This window comes from Blautia sp. DFI.6.71, assembly GCF_020593585.1.
GTDB lineage: Bacteria > Bacillota > Clostridia > Lachnospirales > Lachnospiraceae > Blautia_A > Blautia_A wexlerae.
Map to the genome: position 1 here is coordinate 238,225 of NZ_JAJDMJ010000001.1, position 24,521 is coordinate 262,745.

A 24,521-nucleotide genomic window follows, 5' to 3' on the forward strand; every position below is an offset into this window, starting at 1 on the left:
TTGACAAAATATTTTTGAAATGAATGTCAAAGGGTGATCTGTTTAGAGCGTGTCTGAAAAAGGCTTTCTGCAAGATGTGCGTCACAATTTGTGGGATATTTTGCCCGGATGAGGGCGCCGTAGCGGGCTACAGCAACTGAATTCGGGTGAAATATCCTGCAAAGTGGGGCGTGCAGATTGCGGGAATGATTTTTCAGATACGCTCTAGCGTTCGTAGACAATATAATTTCTTTTTTTAAGGAGTGCGGCACCCTTTTCCATAGAGATTCCGTCGTAGAATTCAATTTTGAGGACACCTTCCTCGAATTCACGGTTGTGAATGATACCGATATTTTTAATGCTGATCTTCTCCATCGCAAGGATAGTGGCAATTGTAGCAATACCGCCGGCCTCATCCGCAATATCAAGATACAGGACATAAGCTTTTTTCAGCAGACCATTGTCTACCACATCAATAGAATCACGGTAATCCCTGGAACTTGCAAACATCTGATACAGACTCCTGGAGTCCTTGTTATCCACAAAACATTTGATCTGAACCAGCAGGCGGATGTAGTCATCCAGAACATTGGAGATATTCTGATTATTTTCCACACAGATCTGCTCCCACATAATTGGAGAAGAAGAAGCAATACGTGTGATATCACGGAAACCTCCGGCTGCAATCGTTTTCATGTATTCCTGATCACTGTCCAGCATATTGACAAGATTTACCAGTGCAGAAGCAATAATATGAGGCAGATGGCTGACTCCGGCAGTGATGAAATCGTGTTCTTCACTTGTAAGGACCATCGGGATCGCACCAAGGGAAGAAATCATCTCTGTGAAATCTGTCAGGCGTTCCAGTGCAACTTCACCGCCCGGAGTAATAATATAGTAAGCATTCTCAATCAGACGGTCACTGGAAGCTTCGAATCCGGTCTTCTCAGAACCGGCCATTGGATGACCTCCGATAAAACGGGATTCCATTCCAAGACGTTCTACTTCTTTATGGATAATGCCCTTGACACTTCCAACATCTGTGAGAATCGTGTCAGGACCGATATTGTCTTTGAAATATTCAAGATATTTTACATTAAATTCTACAGGAGCACACAGGAAAATATAATCGCAGCTCCTGAAACGTTCATCATGTTCTTCGCATACAGCATCGATCATATTGCTGCTTACTGCTGCAGCAAGTGTTTCCCGATCCTGATCATAAGCAAGAAGTCGGTAGTCTTCATGGTATTTTCGGATGGCCTTGGCAATTGATCCGCCAATCAGTCCGAGACCGATAAAACCGATAGTTTTCATAGTGGTTTTTGCATCCTTTCAGGTAACATTATTCGTAACTGTGAAAATACGGAACAGTTACATGATTTCATAATTTACTATTTTAAAGGATATGATTTGAAAAGTCAATTCATACGGCACTTTTATACATAAATAATTTAAAGCGACAAAGCGAACGCCGTATCATATGCAGATATCTTCCATGTCTTTCGCACTCTGGTTACTAGAGTGTGTCTGAAAAATCATTCCCGCAATCTACACGCCCCAATTTGCGGGATATTTCACCCGAATTCAGTTGCCGTAGCCCGCTACGGCGCCCTCATCCGGGCAAAATATCCCACAAATTGTGACGCACATCTTGCAGAAAGCCTTTTTCAGACACGCTCTAGGACTGCTATAGTCAACTGAAAAAACGATGCACTATAAATATTCGTACAATCAAAATCAGTCAGCCAGCTGCACGTTTGAGATAAAATTCACAGTCGCGATCCGTGAAAATTACTGAAAATATATAAAATGCTCATCAATTTACAAGAAGTTCACAAAAAAAGATGTTAAAATTTCATAAAATACTTGAAAAATATAAAAAAATTTAGTAATATATAGCCATATCGTTGCTGCGGACGTTACAGGCGGCAATAACATAACAGACAAACAGGGAGGTACGCAACATGGATGTATTTAGAACTGACCGAATTAGAAATGTAGTCCTTTTAGGTCATGGGGGCGCTGGCAAAACTACACTGGCAGAAGCAATGGCTTACTTAGCAGGAATGACTAACCGTCTCGGAAGAGTAGAAGACGGAAATACTGTCAGCGATTATGACAAAGAAGAGATTAAGAGACATTTTTCCATTTCTACCACATTGATCCCGGTACCGTGGGATAAGGTAAAGATCAATGTGCTGGATACTCCCGGATATTTCGATTTCGTAGGCGAAGTAGAAGAAGCAGTAAGCGCAGCAGATGCAGCGATCATTGTAGTTTCCGGTAAAGCAGGCGTTCAGGTTGGAACACAGAAGGCATGGAACTTATGTGAGAAATATAAACTTCCGAGAATGATCTTTGTCACAGATATGGACGTAGATGATGTCAGCTACCGTAAAGTAGTAGAACAGCTCACTGAACTCTACGGCAAGAAGATCGCACCGCTTCACTTCCCGATTCGTGAAGACGGCAAATTTGTAGGATATGTAAATGTTGTAAAACAGGCAGGACGTAAGTACATAGATAAAGGTAAGAAAGAGGAATGCCCGATTCCTGAATACCTGGATGAATATCTGGAGAAATATCATGATATCCTTATGGAATCTGTTGCAGAGACCAGCGAGGAATTCATGGATCGTTATTTTGAAGGTGATACATTCTCAGTAACAGAGGTTTCCGCAGCACTTGCAATGAACGTACAGGAAGCATCTATCGTACCTGTATGCATGGGCTCACCGATCAATCTTCGCGGTGTATCCAACTTACTGGATGATATCTGCGGATATTTCCCAAGCCCGGACAAACGCTCCTGCAACGGAATCGCTCAGAAGACAAATGAGATCTTTGAAGCAAACTACGACTTCACGAAAGTGAAATCCGCATATGTGTGGAAAACAATTGCAGACCCGTTCCTTGGCAAATATTCTCTTATTAAAGTATGCTCCGGTGTTATCAAATCCGATGACACTTTATTAAACGTAGAGAAAGGCGAAGAAGAACGTCTGAATAAATTATATGTACTTGAAGGATCCAAACCGATCGAGGTTCCGGAACTTCATGCCGGTGATATTGGTGCAATTGCCAAATTAAACAGCGTACAGACTGGTGACAGCCTTGCGACAAAAGCAAATCCGATTCTTTATCCGAAGGCACTCCTTTCCACACCATATACCTGCAAGAGATTTAAAGCAGTGAAGAAGGGTGATGAGGATAAGATTTCCCAGGCACTTGCGAAGATGATGAGTGAAGACAAGACACTTCGTGTAGTAAATGACAGTGCAAACCGTCAGAGCCTTATCTATGGTATCGGTGATCAGCATCTCGATATCGTTATGAATAAATTAAAAGAACGCTACAAAGTAGATGTTGAGCTGAGCAAACCGAAGGTTCCGTTCCGCGAGACGATCCGTAAGAATGCAGATGTAGAGGGTAAACATAAGAAACAGTCCGGTGGACATGGACAGTATGGACATGTTAAGATGCGTTTCGAGCCATCAGGCGATCTGGAGACACCTTATGAATTTGAACAGGTTGTAGTTGGTGGTGCAGTTCCGAAGAACTACTTCCCGGCAGTTGAGAAAGGTCTTCAGGAATGCGTATTAAAAGGACCTCTGGCTGCATATCCTGTAGTTGGTGTGAAAGCTACCTTATATGATGGATCTTATCATCCGGTAGACTCCTCAGAAATGGCATTCAAGATGGCAACGATTCTTGCATTTAAGAAAGGCTTTATGGATGCATCACCTGTACTCTTAGAGCCAATCGTATCTATGAAAGTAACTGTTCCGGATAAATTTACCGGTGATGTTATGGGCGACCTGAACAAACGTCGTGGCCGTGTTCTTGGTATGACTCCTGATCATCAGGGCAATACCATTATTGAGGCAGATGTTCCACAGCTTGAGATTTATGGATATTCCACAGATCTTCGTTCTATGACAGGTGGAAGCGGAGAATTCTCCTATGAATTTGCACGCTACGAGCAGGCTCCTGGAGATATTCAGGCAAAAGAAATTGAAGCCAGAGCAAGTAAGGTAGATAAATCTGAAGAATAATAAGAGGCTGGCGGTTACCGACAGAGAGGCAGCAGATAAATATATCAGCGCTATGAATTAGATGTAAGTATATAAGAAATAAAGAAGACAGGACATTTGACAGAAATGTGAGATGTCCTGTTTTTACTGTTCACTGGTAGTAACTATAAAATAGGTCCCATTTTTATCGTAAAAACAGCCAATACTGCGAAACGTTACATTGACAAACCGGCGCCATTGAATTAAAATGAATTTTTAGATATAGCAAAATGTTGGAGGAAGTATAGAGATGAAATACTTGTTTAAAAAGATCGAGCCTAAGTGGCAGGCAAAATGGGAAGAAGCCAAAGTCTTCGAAGCCAAAGATAACAGTGACAAACCTAAATTCTATGGTCTGGTAGAGTTCCCATATCCAAGCGGTGCCGGTATGCACGTAGGACATATCAAAGCATATTCCAGTCTGGAGGTTATTTCCAGAAAACGTCGTATGGAAGGCTATAATGTACTTTTCCCGATCGGATTTGATGCATTTGGTCTCCCGACAGAGAACTACGCGGTAAAGACCGGAACACATCCACGTATTATCACAGATGAGAACATCAAGAGATTTTCAAACCAGTTAAAGAAAGTTGGATTTTCCTTTGACTGGAACCGTGTGATCGATACAACAGATGAAGACTACTACAAATGGACACAGTGGATTTTCCTGAAAATGTTCGAAAAAGGTCTTGTATTCAGAGACAGAACACTGGTTAACTACTGCCCGCACTGTAAAGTAGTCCTTTCCAATGAGGACAGTCAGGGTGGTAAATGTGATATCTGCCACAGTGATGTTGTTCAGAAATCCAAGGATGTATGGTATTTAAGAATCACCCAGTATGCAGATAAGCTTCTGGAAGGTCTGAAAGATGTAGACTATCCGGATAATGTAAAACAGCAGCAGATCCACTGGATCGGCAAATCAAAAGGTGCTTTCGTTAACTTCGATGTTGACGGAATCGATGAGAAACTTGAAATCTATACAACCAGACCGGATACTCTGTTTGGTGTAACATTCATGGTAATCGCACCGGAACATCCGATCATTGACAAATATGCAGATAAAATCACAAACATGGATGAGATCACTGCATATCGTAATGAGTGTGCAAAGAAAACAGAGTTTGAGAGAACTCAGCTTGTAAAAGATAAAACAGGTGTGAGAATCCAGGGACTTGAGGGAATCAACCCGGTTAACGGTAAGAAAATCCCAATCTACATTGCTGACTATGTAATGATGGGATATGGTACAGGTGCTATCATGGCAGTACCTGCTCACGACCAGCGTGACTATGATTTCGCGAAGAAATTCGGCATCGACATTATCGAAGTTATCAAAGGCGGAGATATTTCCAAAGAAGCCTATACAGGCGACGGCGAAATGGTAAACTCCGATTTCCTGAACGGATATGCAAAGAAGAAAGATTCTATTGAGCGTATGTTGGAAGAACTGGAGAAAAAAGGAATCGGTAAAGCCGGTGTTCAGTATAAGATGAAAGACTGGGCATTCAACCGCCAGAGATACTGGGGTGAGCCAATCCCGCTTATCCACTGCCCGAACTGCGGTGTTGTGGCAGTTCCGGAGAACGAACTTCCGCTGCGCCTGCCGGATGTAAAGGACTTCGAGCCGGGTGAAGACGGACAGTCCCCACTTGCAAAGATTGATTCTTTCGTAAACTGCACATGCCCGAAATGTGGTGCTGCAGCGAAGCGTGAGACAGATACTATGCCTCAGTGGGCAGGATCTTCCTGGTATTTCTTAAGATATACAGATCCGCACAATGCAAATGCACTGGCAGATATGGACAAACTGAAATACTGGATGCCTGTTGACTGGTACAATGGTGGTATGGAACACGTTACCAGACATATGATCTACTCCAGATTCTGGCATCATTTCCTGTATGATCTTGGCGTAGTAAATACACCGGAACCATACGCAAAACGTTCCATCCAGGGATTGATCCTCGGACCGGACGGAGATAAAATGAGTAAATCCAAGGGTAATGTAGTTGACCCGCTGGATATTGTAGAAGAATACGGTGCAGATACTCTTCGTACCTATGTGCTGTTTATGGGTGACTATGGCGCAGCTACACCATGGAGCGAGAACTCTGTAAAGGGCTGTAAGAAGTTCCTGGACCGTGTTGCAGGTCTGACAGATATCCTTTCTGAAGAATCCGTATCTGATGAACTGGAGATGAAACTCCACCGTACCATCAAGAAAGTTTCTTCTGATATCGAGAACCTGAAATTCAATACAGCGATTGCCAGCCTGATGACACTCATTAATGAGATCACAGCAGAAGGACACTTAAGCAAAGATGACCTTACCATCTTTATCAAACTGCTTAGCCCGTTCGCACCGCATATCTGCGAAGAAATCTGGGAATTCATCGGAGGTGAAGGCTTACTGGCAGTTTCCGAATGGCCGAAATACGATGAAGGCAAAACAATTGCCAAGACCGTTGAGATCGGTGTACAGGTAAACGGTAAAGTAAGAGGAACAATCGTAATCCCTAACGGATGTGAAAAAGAAAAAGCATTCGAGATCGCCAAAGCAGACGAGAGAATTGCTTCCTTCCTGGAAGGTAAGAACCTTATCAAAGAGATTTATGTACCGAACAAGATCGTAAACTTTGTTGCGAAATAATAGAAATAGTAAAAAGAGGACTGACAGAAATTTTTCTGAACAGTCCTCTTTTGAGTTTGACAGCTATATTAAGAGACCTTTAGACCTTTTCAGGCAACCGCCTGCTGATATGCCGGAATGTCAGTGTAAACACGATTCCCTTCACGATAGAAGAGATTGTAAGCGCCCACCATACACCATTTAATCCCATTCCCGCATGTGTCAGGATCAATGCCAGCGGGATTCGTGAGCCTGTCAGGATCACACTGATCATACTGGATAATCTGGTGCGTCCAAGTCCTGATAATGCGCCCACTGTCATCAGCTCAATGGACATAAAGACTTCACTGAATCCGATAATGACCAGATAATTGACAGCAGTATCCAGAGCTTCTTTTTCGTGGAAAAATAACCTGGCAATTGGTTCCGGAAGAAAGACAAAAGCTGCAGTGACAAACAGGCCCCAAATTGTGAGAACGCGAAATGACAGACTGTAACCTTTACGGATACGGTCTTTTTTTCGTGCACCGTAGTTTTGGGCAATAAAAGCATTCAGTGCTGAAGCAAAACCATCAGCAGTATTCCAGGATACGGATTCAATCTGTCCGCCAACACGCTGCGTTGCAATAGCGGCAGCACCATAACCGGAAACCATACGGGTCAGAATCATGGAGATGAAACAGTAAATGCTTCCCTGTATAGCTGTGGGAAACCCGATCCTGAAAATGTGCTTATAATATTCTTTTGGAAAAACAGACAGCAGATTCAGATGCTGTAAAACATTGGGCTCCAGTCTGGAATGCCGGATACGCATAACCATCACCACAAAAACCAGAATCTGTGAACTTACTGTCGCAATAGCGGCTCCGGCAACCTCCAGCCTCGGGAAAGGTCCGATGCCAAGGATCAGCAGCGGATCCAGGATCATATTTCCTGCAAGCCCGATAAAGTTTGCAAGCAGGGGAGTGCGGGAATCTCCCTGCGCAGTAGAGAGTCCTGTCAGCGTCAGATTCAGATAAGAAAAAAGAATCAGTCCACAGGTGATCAATGTATAAGATTTGGCAGCAGTATAAGTTTCTGCGTCGGTCAGATTAAAAAATCCCAGCAGAGGCTGTATGAAAATAACACAGACAGCAGCAAACAAAATGCCGGACAGTGCAGTGAGCTGCAGAGAACCGGCAGCATAGGAACGTGCCTGGTTATAATCTTTGCGCCCGCATGCCTGAGCTGTATTTACCTGTCCGCCCATTCTTGACAGGGATGCAAGCCCCTGGGAGAGCCAGACATACATTCCGCCTACTCCCACGCCTGCAACCGCCTTTGCACCAAGCAGTCCGATCCATGCCATATCCATAATACTGTATGCTGTTCCCAGCATGGAAGAAATCATGATAGGCAGAGCCAGCTCTGCCAGAGTTTTCAGGATCGGACCGGAAGTCAGATCCACAGTTTTTGATTTACTCATTTGTAATAACCCTTCATGTACCAATTATTATAATACTTTTGTAGTCCATTTACTGCAGTCCCATACCTGAGAAACCACATCGCGGTAAAACTCCGGTTCATGGCAGATCAGGAGAATGCTTCCCTTATATTCGATCAATGCCTGCTTCAAAGCTTCTTTTGCATCCACATCCAGATGATTGGTAGGCTCGTCCAGAAGCAGAATGTTCGTTTCTTTATTCACCAGCTTACACAGACGCACCTTCGCCTGCTCCCCGCCACTCAGTACACGTACCTGACTTTCAATATGCTTGGTAGTCAGACCGCATTTGGCGAGAGCAGACCGCACCTCATACTGAGTATAAGACGGGAACTCCGCCCAGATTTCATCAATACAGGTAGTCTTGTTATCACCCTTTACTTCCTGCTCAAAATATCCAATCTGAAGATTCTCCCCAAGTTCGCAGGAACCCTTCAGAGACGGGATCAACCCCAGAATACTTTTCAGTAAAGTTGTCTTACCGATACCGTTTGCACCAACCAGCGCAATCTTATTTCCTCTTTCCATAGAGAGAGTAACAGGTCTGGAAAGAGGTTCATTATAACCAATAACCAGATCCTTCGTTTCGAAAATATATTTCCCCGGAGTGCGTCCGTATTTAAAATGAAACTCAGGCTTCGGCTTCTCGGCAGCAAGCTCGATCACATCCATCTTATCCAGCTTCTTCTGTCTGGACATTGCCATATTTCTTGTAGAAACCCTGGCCTTATTTCTTGCGACGAAATCCTTCAGTTCACTGATTTCCTGCTGCTGGCGTCTGTAAGCAGCCTCAAGCTGAGCCTTCTTCACCTCATACACTTCCTGGAAATGGTCATAATCCCCGACATAACGGTTCAGTTCCTGATTCTCCATATGATAAACCAGATTGATAACAGAATTCAGAAACGGAATATCGTGGGAGATAAGGATAAATGCATTCTCATAATCCTGCAGATAACGCTTCAGCCATTCGATATGTTCCTCATCCAGATAGTTGGTAGGCTCGTCCAAAAGCAGGATATCCGGCTTCTCCAGAAGCAGCTTGCCAAGCAGAACCTTGGTCCTCTGACCACCACTCAGGTCTGTAACATCACGTTCCAGTCCGATATCCAGAAGTCCCAGGGCTCTGGCAACTTCCTCCACCTTCGCATCGATCACATAGAAATCATGCATGGTAAGGGTATCCTGAATAGTTCCCAGCTCCTCCATCAGAGTATCCATCTCCTCAGGAGAAGCAGTGCCAAGAGAGTCACAGATCCCATTCATTCTTTCCTCCATCTCAAAGAGATAAGAGAACGCAGACTTCAGCACGTCACGGATGGACATACCCTGAGAAAGAACAGAATGCTGGTCCAGATAGCCGACACGTACATTCTTTGCCCATTCAATCTTACCCTCATCCGGCATCAGCTTTCCAGTTACAATATTAAAGAAAGTAGATTTACCTTCCCCGTTGGCACCAACCAGTCCAATATGCTCGCCCTTTAACAGGCGGAAAGACACATCATTAAAAATCGCCCTGTCTCCGAAACCATGTGTCAGATGTTCAACATTCAAAATACTCATAAAAAGAAATTCTCCTTAATTATTGTTATATAATGTCAGGGTCAAAAGGTATTTCACCCCTGACCTGACATCCACGAATTACTTACTCCGCTGCAAAGCAGCTCCCGCAATTCTTTTAATATTTGTAACTATACAACAGTATAATCAGACTTCCCTGACTCCTTTTAATGACGGCTCAGCCATCAGCGAATAATTTGTATAATAAACCACAAATCCGGGCTTCGCCCCTGCAGGCTTTTTCACCTGCTTCTTCTGGATATAATCAATCTCCACCTTAGGAGCAGTACGTCCTTTGGAATAATAAGCGGCAAGCTGTCCCGCAATCTCAAAGATATGATCCGGCAGTTCTCCGTCCTTAGACTTCACGACCACATGCGAACCGGCCATCTTCTTGGCATGAAACCACCAGTCATTCCCTGTGGCAAACTTAAAGGTAAGCTCATCATTCTGGAAATTATTTTTTCCCACATAAATATCATACCCATCCTCAGTCACATAATGGAACGGCTTAGACTTACTCTGCGCCTTCTGCCCCTTCCTGCGGTCATAATGCTTCTTAATATACCCATACTCCATCAGCTCTTCCTTGATCTGTGCCAGATCACTCTCAGCCAGAGCAATATCCAGAGCATTGGAAACAGACTCCAGATGCTCAATCTCGCTTCTCGTATCTGCAATCTGCTCAGTCAGAGCCTCCTCCGTACGCTTCAGCTTTCCATACTTGTCAAAATACTTTTTGGAATTCTCCGCCGGAGTCATAGTAGGATCAAGAGGAATGGTAATCTCCTCATTGGTATAATAATTCAGAGCCTTAAACGACTTACATCCATCCTCCAGCCCATACCCGTAAGTATTGATCAGCTCCCCGTAAACCTTATACTTCTCTTTCTTCGCAGTATCCTTCATCTGCTTCTCCTGCAGACTCAGCTTCTTACGGTTACGCTCCAGCGCAGTCTGCACGATCCTCCTCAGATCCGAAGACTTCTGATGGATACGCGTCAGCGTATTCTTCGTCGCATAATAAGTCTCCAGCATCTGTGAAACACTGTCAAACTCCACAGAATGATACTCCGGTCCATACTGCTGGAACGCAAACACACCATACTCCACAGGTTCTTCCCCCCGGTAAACAATATTCGGAGAAAAATCCCCCTCCACAACCTGATCCATCAGCCTGCGGAACGTATGATACAAATGCACCCTCGCCGCCTCATCCAGAGACTGCGCTGCATCACTCCCGTCGATCGAAGCCCTGAAACAGATCTCCTCCGCAACAACCGGACTGATTCCCGTAAGAGAAGAGTAAACAGCCCTGGAAATATTACAGGGCTTCCTGCACACAACATCACAAAACTCCTCCTCACTCACAGTCAGCGGATCCAGCTTATCCTGCGTCTTCGGAATAAAATACTCCCTTCCCGGAAGCACCTCACGCACAGAACTCATATGAGAAGAAACATGCTTGATACTATCCAGGATCATCCCCTTATCATCACAGAAAATAATATTACTGTGCTTGCCCATCAGCTCCATGATAAGAACCTTCTTACAGGGATCCCCCAGCTCATTTAGATGCTCCAGCTCAAACATCACCACACGCTCCATCCCCGGCTGCCTGATATCCGAAATCCTCGCACTTCCAATATGCTTACGCAGCAGCATACAGAAATTAGGCGCAGTCATAGGGCTGGGCTTATTCTTGGAAGTAAAATAAATCAGCGGAAGAGAAGCACTGGCCGAAAGCAGCAGCCTGCACTGCCCATTCGCCCCCTTCCCCGTAATCAAAAGCTCATCCGCCTCCGGCTGAGCAATCTTATTAAACCGTCCTCCATCCAAATTCAAATGCAGCTCCTTCACCATAGCCGCAATCGTAATCCCATCAAAAGCCATATAAAAACACTCCTTTTTAAATAATACTCACAATAATCAAAATCTCAGTCCCCAATATGACTGATAACAATTTTATAATTGACAGGTAATACATAAAATCTAAACATCACCTACGTCAGAAAGGCGAAGCCCTTTCTGACAAACAAACTCTAATATAACAGGCCTTTTTGAAAGCCTTTCATAAATATACCATATACCTCCCACAGCCAGCTGCCAGCAGGATAAAATAAATGGTCTGGGGCGCATTTGCAGGGAGCGTAGTAACTCTTAGGCTTTGGGAATTTGCGTTATGAAAAAAACAGCAACCTGTCTGAGCGAAGCGAGTTTTGCTGTTTTTTTCATGCTTTTAGCAAATTTCCGAAGCCTTAGAGTTGACTAGCTTCCGAAACCGCGCCCCAGACCATTTATTTTATCCTGCGTCCCTTTTACCAGTATACCACACATTTCCTACCGCCATCAACGAAAAAATGTTTGACTCCCATTCTATAATGAACTATAATAAATCTGTATGTAAACCAGAACAGGCACACATACCCCGACACTAATAGACAGACAAAGAGAGAAAAACTATGATAAAAAGCATGACAGGTTTCGGCCGGGCAGAAGTCGTGACCAAAGAAAGAAAAATAACAATCGAACTAAAATCTGTCAACCACAGATACCTGGACCTCAGCATCAAAATGCCCAGAAAACTCAACTTCCTGGAAGGCGCAGTCAGAAACCTGATGAAAACCTACATCCAGAGAGGCAAAGTTGATGTATACATCACATACGAAGACTACACCCTGGACAACGGAGCTCTCAAATACAACAGAGAACTCGCATCCGAATACATCACCTGTCTTAAACAGATGCAGCAGGACTTTGACCTTGACTACGATATCAAAGTCAGCACCCTGTCACGCTATCCGGAGGTACTTGTCATGGAAGAACAGTCTGTTGATGAGGAAGCACTCTGGGAATCTCTGGAACCGCCCCTTCGCGAGGCATGTGAGAAATTTGTCCAGACAAGGATACTGGAAGGCAGAAATCTTGAGAAAGACCTTATCGGAAAACTGGACAGCCTTGAAGAAAAAGTATTACGTGTAGAAGCCCGCTCTCCGGAAGTAGTCAATGCCTACAGGACCAAACTGGAAGCAAAAGTTTCCGAGCTGCTGGAAGACACACAGATCGATGACAACCGCATCGCAGCAGAAGTCATCCTGTTTTCAGACAAAATCTGCAATGATGAGGAAACCGTCCGCCTTCACAGCCACATCAGGAACATGAAAAAGATGCTTACAACAGAGAAAGAAGGCATCGGACGCAAACTGGACTTCATGGCACAGGAAATGAACAGAGAAGCAAACACGATTTTATCCAAATCAAGTGATCTGGAGATTTCCAACATTGCCATTGATCTGAAAACAGAGATCGAGAAAGTCAGAGAACAGATCCAGAACGTAGAATAGAGGAAGAAAACGTGGCAAGACTTATTAATATCGGTTTTGGAAATGTAGTCAATTCACAGAAAATCGTGGCAGTGGTAAGCCCGGATGCGGCACCTGTAAAAAGAATGGTGCAGAGCATAAAGGGAACCCGGTCACTGATTGATGCAACTCAGGGGCGAAAGACAAAAGCAGTGATCGTCACAAGCGACGATTATCTGGTGCTCAGCGCACTTCAGCCTGAGACCATTGCCCGGAGATTTGCAGAAATATATGAAAACGAGGATAAGGGAGAGACCCATGAATAAAGGAATTTTAGTAGTGGTTTCCGGATTTTCCGGTGCAGGAAAAGGCACAGTAATGAAACGCCTCATGGAGAAATATGATGGTTATGCATTATCTGTCTCCGCAACAACCAGAAAACCCCGTCCCGGTGAAGAGGACGGCAGAGAATATTTCTTCCGTACAAGGGATGAATTTGAGAAGCTGATCGAAGAGGATGCATTGCTTGAATATGCCCAGTATGTGGAAAATTATTACGGCACTCCACGCTCTTATGTCGAAGAGCAGCTTCAGGCAGGCAGAAATGTAATCCTTGAGATCGAAATCCAGGGCGCAATGAAGATCAAAGAGAAAATACCGGAAGCACTTCTGGTGTTTGTAACTCCGCCGACTGTGGAGGAACTGGAACGCCGTCTCACAGGCAGAGGAACAGAAACCGCACAGGTGATCGCAGACAGACTTGCAAGAGCTGGTGAAGAGGCAGAAGGTATGGGACAATATGACTATATTCTTGTCAACGATACTGTAGAGGAATGCGTAGACCATCTTCATCAGATTATTGTGAGTGAACATTCCAGAGTATCCAGAAATGCAGAATTTATCGCAGATATCCAGAAACAGACAAAAGCATTTCAGAAATGATAAACATGCGGCCCAGACCGCTTAAAAGAAAGGAGAAAATACATGATACATCCGTCTTATACAGAATTAATCGAAGCAATCAATACAAACAGTGAGGACGACGATACAACAATGTCCCTTAACAGCCGTTATTCCCTTGTACTTGCTGCAAGTAAACGTGCACGCCAGATCATTGCAGGTTCCAAACCAATGGTAGAGGGTGCGGAAGGCAAGAAACCTCTCTCAGTTGCGATCGACGAGCTCTACAAAGGAAAAGTAAAGATCCTTGCTCCGGAAGAAGAGGATGAAGAAGGAACAGAACAGACAGCTGAGGCACAGACAGAAGAATCAGCACAGGCTTCTGAAATCACAGAGACTGCTGAAACAGCAGAAGAAACAACTGCAGAAACAACTGAAGAGTAAGAACTGATGGTAACACAATAGATAAACAAAAGGATGTGTCTGAGAATTACAGAGGTATATTTTCAGGCACATTCTTATAGGAGAATTTATGAAATTATTATTCGTATCATTAGGCTGTGACAAGAACCTTGTAGATTCCGAAGAAATGCTTGGACTTCTTACAGGTAACGGGTTCGAGATCGTAGATGATGAAACTGAAGCAGAGGCCATTGTGGTGAACACCTGCTGCTTTATCAATGACGCAAAGGAAGAGAGCGTCAACACCATCCTTGAGATGGCAGAATACAAGAAAACCGGGAGCTGTAAAGTCCTGGTTGTCACAGGATGTATGGCACAGCGTTATAAGAATGAGATCATTGAGGAAGTACCGGAAGTAGATGCAGTACTTGGAACAACTTCCTACGGAGACATCCTTAAGGCAATCCGTGAAGCAATGGAAGGAAAACATTTCCAGGAATTTAAAGATATTGATTATCTTCCGGAAAAGCTTGGCAAACGTGTTCTCACAACAGGCGGACATTTCGGATACCTCAAGATAGCAGAAGGCTGTGATAAACACTGCACCTACTGTATCATCCCGAAACTTCGCGGTAAATTCCGAAGCGTTCCGATGGAACGTCTGGTAACACAGGCAAAGGAGATGGCAGAGGAAGGCGTAAAAGAGCTGATCCTTGTCGCACAGGAGACAACCGTATATGGAACTGATATATATGGAAAGAAATCTCTTCATATCCTCCTGAAAGAGTTATGCAAGATCAAAGGAATCCGCTGGATCCGCGTGCTTTACTGCTATCCGGAGGAAATTTATGATGAACTGATCCAGACCATGAAAGAGGAGAAGAAGATCTGCCATTATCTGGATCTTCCGATCCAGCATGCAAGTGACCGTATCTTAAAGAGAATGGGAAGAAGGACAACACAGGCAGAACTGGTGGAGATTGTAAATAAGCTTCGCCGGGAGATTCCTGACATCGTGCTCCGTACCACTCTGATCTCCGGATTCCCCGGGGAAACACAGGAAGACCACGAAGAGCTGATGAGCTTTGTGGATGAGATGGAATTTGACCGTCTGGGAGTATTTACTTACTCACCGGAAGAAGATACACCTGCAGCAACGATGCCTGATCAGGTTGCGGAAGAAGTCAAAGAGGCCAGACGTGACGAGATCATGGAGCTTCAGCAGGAGATTTCCTATGATAAGGGAACTGACCGTATCGGACAGGAACTTCTCGTGATGATCGAGGGAAAAGTTGCAGATGAGAGCGCATACATTGGCAGAACTTACGGAGATGCACCAAAGGTCGACGGTTATATTTTTGTGCAGACAGGAGAACTTCTGATGACAGGAGATTTTGCAAAGGTACGTGTGACCGGTGCACTGGAATATGATTTGATAGGAGAGTTGGCAGATGAATACACCGAATAAACTTACAGTAGCCAGAATGATCCTGGTTCCGTTTCTTGTACTGTTTATGCTTACAGACTTGGGCGGTGAGGCAAACCGCTATATAGCACTTGCTATTTTTGTTGTTGCAAGTGTGACCGACTGGTTTGATGGAAAGCTTGCCAGAAAATACAATCTGGTGACAAACTTTGGAAAATTCATGGATCCTCTTGCAGACAAGCTGCTTGTGTGTTCTGCAATGATCTGCTTTATTGAACTGGAAAAACTTCCGGCATGGTTTGTTATCATTATCATAGGAAGAGAATTTATTATCAGCGGATTCCGTCTGATCGCAGCCGAGAACGGTGTTGTGATCGCGGCAAACTACTGGGGCAAATTCAAGACGGTTTCCCAGATGATCATGATCATTTTACTGCTGATCGATCTGGGCGGAGTGTTTGATATTCTGGAACAGATATTTATCTGGCTTTCTCTGGCACTTACCGTTATTTCCCTGATCACATATATCTGGCAGAACAGAAGTGTTCTGTCCATGCAGGATTAGAAAGAAGGCTTTAATATGGCTTCAGAAAAGGAAGCATCAGAAGAATCAGCATTAGAGGAAACAGCATTAGAAGAAACAGTTGTAGGACTCCTGAAAAAAAAGAAAATGACACTGTCTCTTGCCGAGTCCTGTACAGGCGGTGCGGTAGCAGCGGACATCGTAAATGTGCCGGGAGCTTCTGAGGTATTTATGTGCGGCTATGTCACATATACAAACCGCGCCAAAAGAAAATGTCTTGGAGTAAAGAAGAGCACACTGAAGAAAGAAGGTGCTGTCTCAGCCAAATGTGCCGGACAGATGGCAAAAGGCGGTGCGAAAGCAGCCAAAACCGATGTCTGTCTCTCTGTGACAGGACTTGCAGGTCCGGGCGGTGGAACAGAGGAAACACCGGTGGGAACTGTATTTATGGGATGTTACTGTGCAGGAAAGACAACTGTGAGGGAATTTCACTTTGAGGGCGACAGAAAAAGTATCAGAGACCAGGCAGTTGAACAGGCACTGACATTTATCTGCGACAGGCTGCGCAAATATGACAGATAATAATTGGTGACAAGTTACATTACTGAACATAAGAGTACATTTCGGAAAGTTGATGAAATGTACTCTTTTTGTTATCATGGCAATTCATATTAACCGAATCAGGTAAGTTTTCTGCGGAGTCTGCGAAAAGCAATAAGCAGTGAGTGGGGACTTGGTCACCGCATCATTTTCATAAGGTTCACCACTTTATCAAGTTTTTGTGTCTCTGCGGGAGATTTCCCCATCTTCAGCACTTCAATGATCGCAGAAATCTCATCAGCATTAAATTTCAGACCGCCTTTTTTCCCCTGAGCAGCTGCACTCATCAGGAAAGGCAGCATCTCATTTGCACCCTTTGAACTTCCCTGGGAAGCCAGATTCTGAAGCATATCAAGCTTGGAACGATCCATACCTGCAAGCTTCGGGTTGTTGCGCCAGTCATCATTCATGGGAATCCTCCTTCTCACCATCTGCAGGCTGATTCATGAGCTGCAGCATCTGAACCATAGCCATCATATTTACCATCTGATTTAATTTATCCCTGCTGGGACCATAACAGAAGCTGCGGATATCATTGACGATATCCACCGGATTCTGGGCCGGCATGCTCATGGCACACAGATCGCTGCCGGAACTTCTTTTGCTGAAAACAGAAACCGTATTGATAAATTCAACCGCTTTTTCATAGACTGAGAAAATCTGCTGTCCTTTTGGCGGAAGATAAGGAATGGCGGCTTTTATCATCTGTTCGCGGTCAGAACTGACCATCTGATCCAGCAAAGTCTGGGAAATCTGCTCTTCATTCATAATATCTGCTTCCATTTTATGTTTTTTATTAACAGAATATGACGGGGAGAAGGATTCTGACATATAATAAAGTAGAATTTAAGTAACTGTGAGACTGTTTTACTGCACGCTGCCTCAAATTTTATGGAATTGCTGCAGGTATCATGCGTTTGCAGTTGCAAAAAATGGAGAATCAGATATGGGATCAGAGTCAGAAGAAAAGAAAGAAATGCTTATTATAGATGGAAATGCTTTTTATGAGATAGATTTGGAGTGTGTGAAAAAGAAAAAACAATGTGCTCAGACAGTGCACCCGGAAAAGAAAACAGACAGGATCAATTCCCGGAATATGAAAGATAAGGATAATATCAGGCAGCATGAATAATAAGGACGAAGTTATAATCCTGTAAAATATAAAGAGGCAGAGGGAAAGATCCCCCTGCCAACAGAAAATGATTGTCAGCAGCCACATCCACAGCCATTGTTTCCACATAACAGAAGCAGCACGATAATAATCCAGCAGTTGTCACCGTTGCCACATCCGCCGCAGCCATTGTTGCATCCGCAGTTATTGTTTCCGCACAGGCACAGAAGGATGATGATCCAGAGGATATTACAGCAGGAATTATTTCCGCCTGAAAGTCCCCATCCACTGTTACATCCACATCCGTTATTACATCCGCAGCCATTGTCGCATCCGCATCCGCTGTTATTAGCGCAGCCACATCCGCATCCTCCTCTGTCCTCACATCCGCAATTTGTAGCAGCTAAGTCGCTCATATTAAATCCTCCGTTTTTTTTCTTTACAATCCTATCATATGTGGAACCGCAAAAAGTGTTACAGTTTCATTATTGTTCATTATGTTCACAGTAACCAATAACCAATAACCTTAAGTTCGATGCGAATTGTTGCTTTTCACAAGTTGACAATAATATATGAATCCGATATAATATACCACGTAACAAATCTGTAATGATTGAGAAAGAAATGCAACAATAACCCAATTAAAACGTAAAACAATACGTATAAAAAGAGAGGAAACGGAGAATAAGAATGAAGAAACATGGGAAACTATTGTTAAAGTATCTGCTCCTTTTTGTGATGACCGTTTTTGTAATGGGCTGTTTTAGTGTATCCGCGGCAACAAAAACAGGATTTGTCACTCAGAAAGGGAAAACCTATTACATAAACAAAGACGGTTCCAAACAGAAAGGCTGGCTGGAACTTAAGGGTAAGAAATATTACTTTGATAAGAAAACAGGAGTTCAGGTAAAAGGCTGGGTAAAAGACTCCAGCGGACAGGCGATTCGATACTTTACCAGCGGAGCCGGATATATGGTGACAGGATTTATCACTGATTCCAATGGAAATACCCGTCATTTTGATGAGACAACAGGCCTGCTGACAAGAGGCTGGCTCACAGATACAGATGAATATAAATATTATTTTTACAGCGGTTCCGGCGTTATGGCCAAAGGCTGGGTGGAGAACAAAAAAGAACAGAAACGCTATTTCAGTCAGGCCAATGGACGTATGTGTACAGGCTGGGTGAAGAGCAGTGCCGGAAATTACAGATACTTTAAGCCGTCAAATGGAATAATGTATACAGGTCTGGAGAAAATTGACTCAGACTATTACTATTTTTCAAAATCAACCGGTGTCCGTTATCAGAAAGGTTTCGGAACCGTAGGAAGTAAGAAATATTATTTCAACCCTTCAGATGGTAAGGCGAAGACAGGCTGGCTTGAGCTTGATGGAAAGAAATATTACTTTGATACATCAGGAGTGATGCTGGCAAATACCATCGCTTCCATTGACGGAACTACATACAGGTTTGATTCTGACGGTGCTGCAACAAAGACTTCCGATAATGATTACACAGTAGAGGGCAAATATGTCAAGGTCTTTGATGCGAAGAATAATAAATACTACTATATGGAAGAAGAGTTCCTGGAACATCCGGGAATTGCAGACGGAAAGGTGTCAGATCTGGATCTTCTGGCAGCAGTGTGTGATGCAGAAGCAGGAGATCAGGGAGTCGTGGGAATGGAGGCAGTTGCGCTTTGCGTATTAAACTGTACCATTGACCAATATAAAGAATTTCCGTCACAGATCCGTTATGTGGTATATCAGGGAAAACCTACCCAGTATGCGGTTGTCACAGACGGAGCACTTCTTAAAAGACTGAAAGGCCAGTTTGAGGACAGGACCAATGCCTATGCGGCAGCAAAGGCAGCCATGGAAGTGTTCAGTAACTATGTGAATCATGGCACAAAGAGAACACTCCCGGGATTTAAGACAAAGGATTTCAATTACAAATTCTTTATGACTCCGGCAGCATTTAAGGCACAGAACCTTAATTTCAGCAAGCTGGAATATGAACAGTACAAAGGACATGTATTCTTTGTGGACTGGATTTCAGGGTGAGTACATTAATGCTTTAAGTTGGTGAAATATGAAGAGGATTGTTATAAATTCCTTGACAAATAAATTTTGTATTTGTATACTTGCAGATATATGATATAAAAAAGCACAGATGGGAAAGAGTAACATAGGGAAAACAGACAGAGAGCTGCCGGCAGGTGAGAGGCGCGTGGGGAACTTATGTGAATACCTCCCGGAGCTCTGCACCGAACACCTCAGAGATATTGTAAGGTAAGTAGGCTGCAGCGGAGTGGCATCCGTTAACATGCTTAAGTAACAGAGAGAACCGTTGTTTATCATAACAATGGCATGGTTTGTTACTTATTGAGGCAGAGAATGCGAGTTTTCTGCGAATTTAGGTGGTATCGCGGGACCCGGTTCTCGTCCTAAAGGGACAGGAACCGGGTTGTTTTATTTTATTACGAGGAGGAAACAAACAATGACAGTTTGGGACGAGCTGAAAGCCCGTGGTCTGATTGCCCAGGTAACAGACGAAGAAGAGATCAAAGAAATGGTAAATAATGGAAAAGCCACATTTTACATTGGCTTTGACCCTACCGCAGACAGCCTTCATGTAGGACATTTCATGGCGCTCTGCCTGATGAAACGTCTGCAGATGGCGGGAAATAAACCAATCGCATTATTAGGCGGCGGAACCGGTATGATCGGTGACCCGTCCGGAAGATCTGATATGCGTCAGATGATGACAGTGGAGACCATTCAGCACAACATCGACTGCTTCAAGAAACAGATGGAGCGTTTTATCGACTTCTCAGACGGCAAGGCATTAATGGTAAACAATGCAGACTGGCTGATGAATTTAAATTATGTAGAAGTACTTCGTGATGTTGGACCACATTTCTCTGTAAACCGTATGCTCTCTCACGAGTGCTACAAACAGCGTATGGAACGTGGACTTACATTCCTTGAGTTCAACTATATGATCATGCAGAGCTACGACTTCTACATGCTGTATCAGAAATACGGCTGCACCATGCAGTTCGGCGGTGATGACCAGTGGGCAAATATGCTTGGCGGTACAGAGCTGATCCGTCGTAAACTTGGAAAAGACGCTTACGCCATGACGATCACACTTCTTCTGAACTCCGAAGGTAAGAAGATGGGTAAAACACAGTCCGGTGCTGTATGGCTTGACCCGGAGAAGACTTCTCCTTTCGATTTCTATCAGTACTGGAGAAACGTGGATGATGCAGATGTTATCAAATGTATGCGTCTCCTTACCTTCCTTCCGTTAGAAGAAATCGATGAGATGGCGAAATGGGAAGGAAGCCAGTTGAATAAAGCAAAAGAAATCCTTGCATACGAGCTGACAAATCTGGTTCATGGCGAAGAGGAAGCAAAGAAAGCGCAGGAAGGCGCAAGAGCACTTTTTGCAGGCGGCGCTGATACAGCACACATGCCGACAACTGAGCTTGCAGACGAAGACTTCTCAGAAGAAGGAACAATCGACCTGATCTCCATGCTTGTAAAAGCAGGAATGGTTCCAACACGTTCCGAGGGACGTCGCGCCATTGAACAGGGCGGTGTTTCCATTGACGGTGAGAAGATCACAGATGTGAAATACACAGTTGCCAAAGATGCACTTACAGGTGAAGGTGTAGTGCTGAAAAAAGGCAAAAAGAAATTCAACAAAGTTCTGGCAAAATAAAAAATTCATTATAGAAATATCGGCGGATACTGCTGAACCGGTGCCGCCGATTTCAGGAGGAAAAGATTATGAAGAAATACGGAGTAAACGAACTTCGTCAGATGTTCCTCGACTTCATGGAGAGCAAAGGACATCTGGTAATGAAAAGCTTTTCCCTGGTACCACAGGGAGATAAGAGTCTTCTGCTGATCAACGCAGGTATGGCTCCGCTGAAACCATATTTTACAGGTGCTGAAATCCCGCCAAGAACAAGAGTAAGTACCTGCCAGAAATGTATCCGTACAGGTGATATCGAGAATGTAGGTAAAACTGCACGTCACGGTACATTCTTTGAGATGCTTGGTAACTTCTCCTTTGGTGACTATTTCAAGACAGAAGCCATCCACTGGTCCTGGGAATTCCTGACAGAAGTAGTAGGACTGGATGCAAACCGTCTTTATCCTTCTGTATACCTGGAAGATGACGAAGCATTTGACATCTGGAACAAAGAGATCGGAATCCCTGCTGACAGAATTTTCCGTTTTGGAAAAGAAGATAACTTCTGGGAGCATGGTGCAGGTCCCTGTGGTCCATGTTCAGAAATCTACTATGACCGTGGAGAGAAATACGGCTGCGGGAAACCTGGCTGTACAGTAGGCTGTGACTGCGACCGTTACATGGAAGTATGGAACAACGTATTTACTCAGTTTGAGAACGATGGAAACGGAAATTATACAACACTGAAACAGAAGAACATTGATACAGGTATGGGTCTGGAACGTCTGGCAGTTGTTGTGCAGGACGTAGATTCCATCTTCGATGTAGATACTATCTGCGCACTGCGTAACCTGGTATGTAAGATCTCCGGAAAAGAATACGAGAAGAATTATAATGATGACGTATCCATCCGTCTGATCACAGACCATATCCGTTCTGCAACATTTATGATCTCCGACGGTATCATGCCTACAAACGAAGGCCGCGGTTATGTACTCCGCCGTCTGATCCGTCGTGCAGCACGTCACGGACGTCTTCTTGGAATCGAAGGCACCTTCCTTGCAAAATTAAGTGAAGAAGTGATCAATGGTTCCAAAGCAGGATATCCGGAGCTGGAAGAGAAGAAAGAATTTATCTTTAAAGTTCTCACAAATGAAGAAAACCAGTTCAACAAGACCATTGACCAGGGTCTTCGTATCCTTGGAGAGATGGAAGATGAGATGAAAGCAGCAGGAGAGAAAACACTTTCCGGCGAAAATGCATTCAAATTATATGATACTTACGGATTCCCGATGGATCTTACAAAAGAGATCCTTGAGGAAAAAGGATATGATATTGACGAGGCAGGCTTCCAGAAATGTATGGAAGAGCAGAGAAACAAAGCACGTTCTGCACGTGAAGTGACAAACTATATGGGTGCTGACGCAACTGTATATGATGATATTGATGTAAATGTTACAACAGAATTCGTAGGATACGATCATCTTACCTTTGATTCCAAAGTAACAGTCCTTACAACAGAGACAGAGATCGTAAACTCCCTGATGGAAGGACAGAAAGGAACAGTCTTTACAGAGCAGACTCCATTCTACGCAACTATGGGTGGACAGGTCGGAGATACAGGTGTGATCGAAACTGCAAACGGTAAGTTCGTAGTAGAAGACACCATCAAGCTTCGCGGCGGTAAATTCGGACATGTAGGTCATATGGAATCCGGTATGATCTCCACAGGCGAAACTGTTTCCCTGAAAGTGGATGAAGCTGCAAGAAGAGACACTGAGAAGAACCACAGTGCAACACATCTTCTTCAGAAAGCATTAAAGACAGTTCTTGGAAGTCATGTAGAACAGAAGGGTTCTCTGGTAACACCGGACAGACTTCGTTTCGACTTTGCTCATTTCCAGGCTATGACAGCTGATGAGATCGCGCAGGTAGAAGCGCTTGTTAATAAAGAAATCCAGGCTGGTCTTGAAGTCCGTACAGATGTTATGGATGTGGAAGAGGCTAAGAAATCCGGAGCAATGGCTCTGTTCGGAGAGAAATATGATCAGAAGGTACGTGTGGTATCCATGGGCGACTTCTCCAAGGAACTCTGCGGTGGTACTCATGTGGCAAACACAGGCAACATCATGCTGTTCAAAATTGTTTCCGAATCCGGTATTGCAGCAGGTGTGCGCCGTATTGAAGCTCTGACAGGAAATGGTGTTCTGGAATACTATAAGAAACAGGAAGAACTGCTTCATGAAGCTGCAAAAGCTCTCAAAGCAAATCCTGCAGAGATCGTAGAGAAGATCGGACATCTTCAGGGAGAAGTAAAGGCACTCTCCAGTGAGAACGAATCCTTAAAGAGCAAACTGGCTCAGGGAGCTCTGGGAGATGTTATGGATAAAGTAGTAGAAGTCAAAGGTGTGAAACTTCTTGCTGCAAAAGTAGACGGAGTGGATATGAACGGACTTCGTGACCTTGGCGACCAGCTGAAAGGCAAACTTGGTGAAGGTGTTGTCCTTCTGGCAGCAGTAAACGGTGAGAAAGTAAATCTTCTTGCAATGGCTACTGACGCAGCACAGAAAGCAGGTGCCCACGCAGGTAACCTGATCAAAGCAGTGGCAGCTATCGTAGGCGGTGGCGGCGGCGGACGTCCGAACATGGCTCAGGCCGGTGGAAAGAACCCTGCCAAAGCTCAGGAAGCCGTAGATGCAGCAGCAGGAATCCTTGAAGGTCAGATAAAGTAAAAATTGTTACTGCTCACTTTGTGACCAGCAACACGCTTCGCGATGCACAGAATTTATGCTAATCGCATAAATTCGCGCGGTATGTC

The 24,521-nt window shown here is 44.1% G+C and carries 20 protein-coding genes, 3 pseudogenes and 1 other annotated feature; of the genes and pseudogenes, 15 read left to right on the forward strand and 8 right to left on the reverse strand.

Going from position 1 to position 24,521, the window contains the following annotated elements; genetic code table 11:
* Positions 1–26: 26 nt before the first annotated feature.
* A pseudogene (locus LJE12_RS20440) lies at positions 27–137 on the reverse strand (DUF6783 domain-containing protein); the annotation flags it as partial.
* On the opposite strand from LJE12_RS20440, the pseudogene LJE12_RS20445 reads away from it, so the two are divergent.
* Positions 96–239 (forward strand): annotated as a pseudogene (locus LJE12_RS20445) (DUF6783 domain-containing protein). The pseudogenes LJE12_RS20440 and LJE12_RS20445 overlap by 42 nt on opposite strands.
* Here the strand turns inward: LJE12_RS20445 and LJE12_RS01300 are convergent.
* Positions 205–1,296 carry a prephenate dehydrogenase gene (locus tag LJE12_RS01300; RefSeq protein ID WP_025576901.1) on the reverse strand — a complete coding sequence of 364 codons (1,092 nt, stop codon included), beginning with the start codon at positions 1,294–1,296 and terminating at the stop codon, positions 205–207. The pseudogene LJE12_RS20445 and the gene LJE12_RS01300 overlap by 35 nt on opposite strands.
* A gap of 207 nt (positions 1,297–1,503) precedes the next feature.
* On the opposite strand from LJE12_RS01300, the pseudogene LJE12_RS20450 reads away from it, so the two are divergent.
* The 3 genes and pseudogenes from LJE12_RS20450 to leuS form a co-directional block, all read left to right on the forward strand.
* Positions 1,504–1,611 (forward strand): annotated as a pseudogene (locus LJE12_RS20450) (DUF6783 domain-containing protein); the annotation flags it as partial.
* Positions 1,612–1,946: 335 nt separating this feature from the next.
* A complete protein-coding gene (locus LJE12_RS01305) occupies positions 1,947–4,037 on the forward strand; it encodes an elongation factor G (protein WP_008704541.1) in 2,091 nt (696 codons plus the stop codon).
* A gap of 268 nt (positions 4,038–4,305) precedes the next feature.
* The gene (gene leuS, locus LJE12_RS01310) at positions 4,306–6,708 is read left to right on the forward strand and encodes a leucine--tRNA ligase (protein WP_022381115.1); all 2,403 of its coding nucleotides are present in this window, start codon (positions 4,306–4,308) and stop codon (positions 6,706–6,708) included.
* A gap of 79 nt (positions 6,709–6,787) precedes the next feature.
* Here leuS and LJE12_RS01315 read toward each other — a convergent pair whose 3' ends face one another.
* From LJE12_RS01315 to LJE12_RS01325, 3 genes are all read right to left on the reverse strand, one after another.
* Positions 6,788–8,152: an MATE family efflux transporter gene (locus tag LJE12_RS01315; RefSeq protein WP_227226257.1), complete on the reverse strand. Its 1,365-nt coding sequence runs from the start codon at positions 8,150–8,152 to the stop codon at positions 6,788–6,790.
* A gap of 27 nt (positions 8,153–8,179) precedes the next feature.
* Positions 8,180–9,736 (reverse strand): ABC-F family ATP-binding cassette domain-containing protein, encoded by a 1,557-nt coding sequence (locus LJE12_RS01320; protein ID WP_008704538.1) that lies wholly within the window; start codon positions 9,734–9,736, stop codon positions 8,180–8,182.
* Positions 9,737–9,880: 144 nt separating this feature from the next.
* Entirely contained in the window at positions 9,881–11,626 is a 1,746-nt protein-coding gene (locus LJE12_RS01325) for an Rqc2 family fibronectin-binding protein (RefSeq protein ID WP_227226259.1), read from the reverse strand.
* Between the two features lie 569 nt (positions 11,627–12,195).
* Here LJE12_RS01325 and LJE12_RS01330 point away from each other — a divergent pair.
* The 7 genes from LJE12_RS01330 (at position 12,196) to LJE12_RS01360 (ending at position 16,868) form a co-directional block, all read left to right on the forward strand.
* Positions 12,196–13,077 (forward strand): YicC/YloC family endoribonuclease, encoded by an 882-nt coding sequence (locus LJE12_RS01330; protein ID WP_008704536.1) that lies wholly within the window; start codon positions 12,196–12,198, stop codon positions 13,075–13,077.
* Positions 13,078–13,088: 11 nt separating this feature from the next.
* Positions 13,089–13,361 (forward strand): DUF370 domain-containing protein, encoded by a 273-nt coding sequence (locus LJE12_RS01335; RefSeq protein WP_008704535.1) that lies wholly within the window; start codon positions 13,089–13,091, stop codon positions 13,359–13,361.
* A complete protein-coding gene (gene gmk, locus LJE12_RS01340) occupies positions 13,354–13,977 on the forward strand; it encodes a guanylate kinase (protein ID WP_008704533.1) in 624 nt (207 codons plus the stop codon). The genes LJE12_RS01335 and gmk overlap by 8 nt, the downstream gene beginning before the upstream one ends.
* A 42-nt stretch (positions 13,978–14,019) precedes the next feature.
* Entirely contained in the window at positions 14,020–14,379 is a 360-nt protein-coding gene (rpoZ, locus tag LJE12_RS01345) for a DNA-directed RNA polymerase subunit omega (protein WP_118613259.1), read from the forward strand.
* Between the two features lie 88 nt (positions 14,380–14,467).
* Positions 14,468–15,805, forward strand: a complete 1,338-nt coding sequence (gene rimO, locus LJE12_RS01350) for a 30S ribosomal protein S12 methylthiotransferase RimO (RefSeq protein WP_008704530.1) — start codon at positions 14,468–14,470, stop codon at positions 15,803–15,805.
* The gene (gene pgsA, locus LJE12_RS01355; RefSeq protein ID WP_008704529.1) at positions 15,789–16,328 is read left to right on the forward strand and encodes a CDP-diacylglycerol--glycerol-3-phosphate 3-phosphatidyltransferase; all 540 of its coding nucleotides are present in this window, start codon (positions 15,789–15,791) and stop codon (positions 16,326–16,328) included. Before rimO ends, pgsA begins: the two co-directional genes overlap by 17 nt.
* 15 nt (positions 16,329–16,343) lie before the next feature.
* The gene (locus LJE12_RS01360; RefSeq protein WP_055057857.1) at positions 16,344–16,868 is read left to right on the forward strand and encodes a CinA family protein; all 525 of its coding nucleotides are present in this window, start codon (positions 16,344–16,346) and stop codon (positions 16,866–16,868) included.
* A 155-nt stretch (positions 16,869–17,023) separates the two neighbouring features.
* Here the strand turns inward: LJE12_RS01360 and LJE12_RS01365 are convergent, their stop codons facing one another.
* Both LJE12_RS01365 and LJE12_RS01370 read right to left on the reverse strand, forming a co-directional pair.
* A complete protein-coding gene (locus tag LJE12_RS01365; RefSeq protein WP_026650387.1) occupies positions 17,024–17,296 on the reverse strand; it encodes a hypothetical protein in 273 nt (90 codons plus the stop codon).
* Positions 17,289–17,654, reverse strand: a complete 366-nt coding sequence (locus LJE12_RS01370; RefSeq protein WP_055057858.1) for a hypothetical protein — start codon at positions 17,652–17,654, stop codon at positions 17,289–17,291. The genes LJE12_RS01365 and LJE12_RS01370 overlap by 8 nt, the downstream gene beginning before the upstream one ends.
* 178 nt (positions 17,655–17,832) lie before the next feature.
* On the opposite strand from LJE12_RS01370, the gene LJE12_RS01375 reads away from it, so the two are divergent.
* Positions 17,833–18,018 carry a hypothetical protein gene (locus LJE12_RS01375; protein WP_022381124.1) on the forward strand — a complete coding sequence of 62 codons (186 nt, stop codon included), beginning with the start codon at positions 17,833–17,835 and terminating at the stop codon, positions 18,016–18,018.
* Positions 18,019–18,092: 74 nt separating this feature from the next.
* Here the strand turns inward: LJE12_RS01375 and LJE12_RS01380 are convergent, their stop codons facing one another.
* Positions 18,093–18,413 (reverse strand): hypothetical protein, encoded by a 321-nt coding sequence (locus LJE12_RS01380; RefSeq protein WP_118573923.1) that lies wholly within the window; start codon positions 18,411–18,413, stop codon positions 18,093–18,095.
* Positions 18,414–18,687: 274 nt separating this feature from the next.
* Between LJE12_RS01380 and LJE12_RS01385 the strand changes: the two genes are divergently transcribed.
* From LJE12_RS01385 to alaS, 3 genes are all read left to right on the forward strand, one after another.
* Complete coding sequence (locus LJE12_RS01385; protein ID WP_227226261.1) at positions 18,688–20,061, forward strand: cell wall hydrolase; 1,374 nt, start codon at positions 18,688–18,690, stop codon at positions 20,059–20,061.
* 97 nt (positions 20,062–20,158) lie between these two features.
* Positions 20,159–20,450, forward strand: a binding site (T-box leader).
* Positions 20,451–20,497: 47 nt separating this feature from the next.
* The gene (gene tyrS / locus LJE12_RS01390; protein WP_008704520.1) at positions 20,498–21,727 is read left to right on the forward strand and encodes a tyrosine--tRNA ligase; all 1,230 of its coding nucleotides are present in this window, start codon (positions 20,498–20,500) and stop codon (positions 21,725–21,727) included.
* Positions 21,728–21,795: 68 nt separating this feature from the next.
* Positions 21,796–24,435 carry an alanine--tRNA ligase gene (alaS, locus tag LJE12_RS01395; RefSeq protein ID WP_055059416.1) on the forward strand — a complete coding sequence of 880 codons (2,640 nt, stop codon included), beginning with the start codon at positions 21,796–21,798 and terminating at the stop codon, positions 24,433–24,435.
* Positions 24,436–24,521 lie beyond the last annotated feature (86 nt).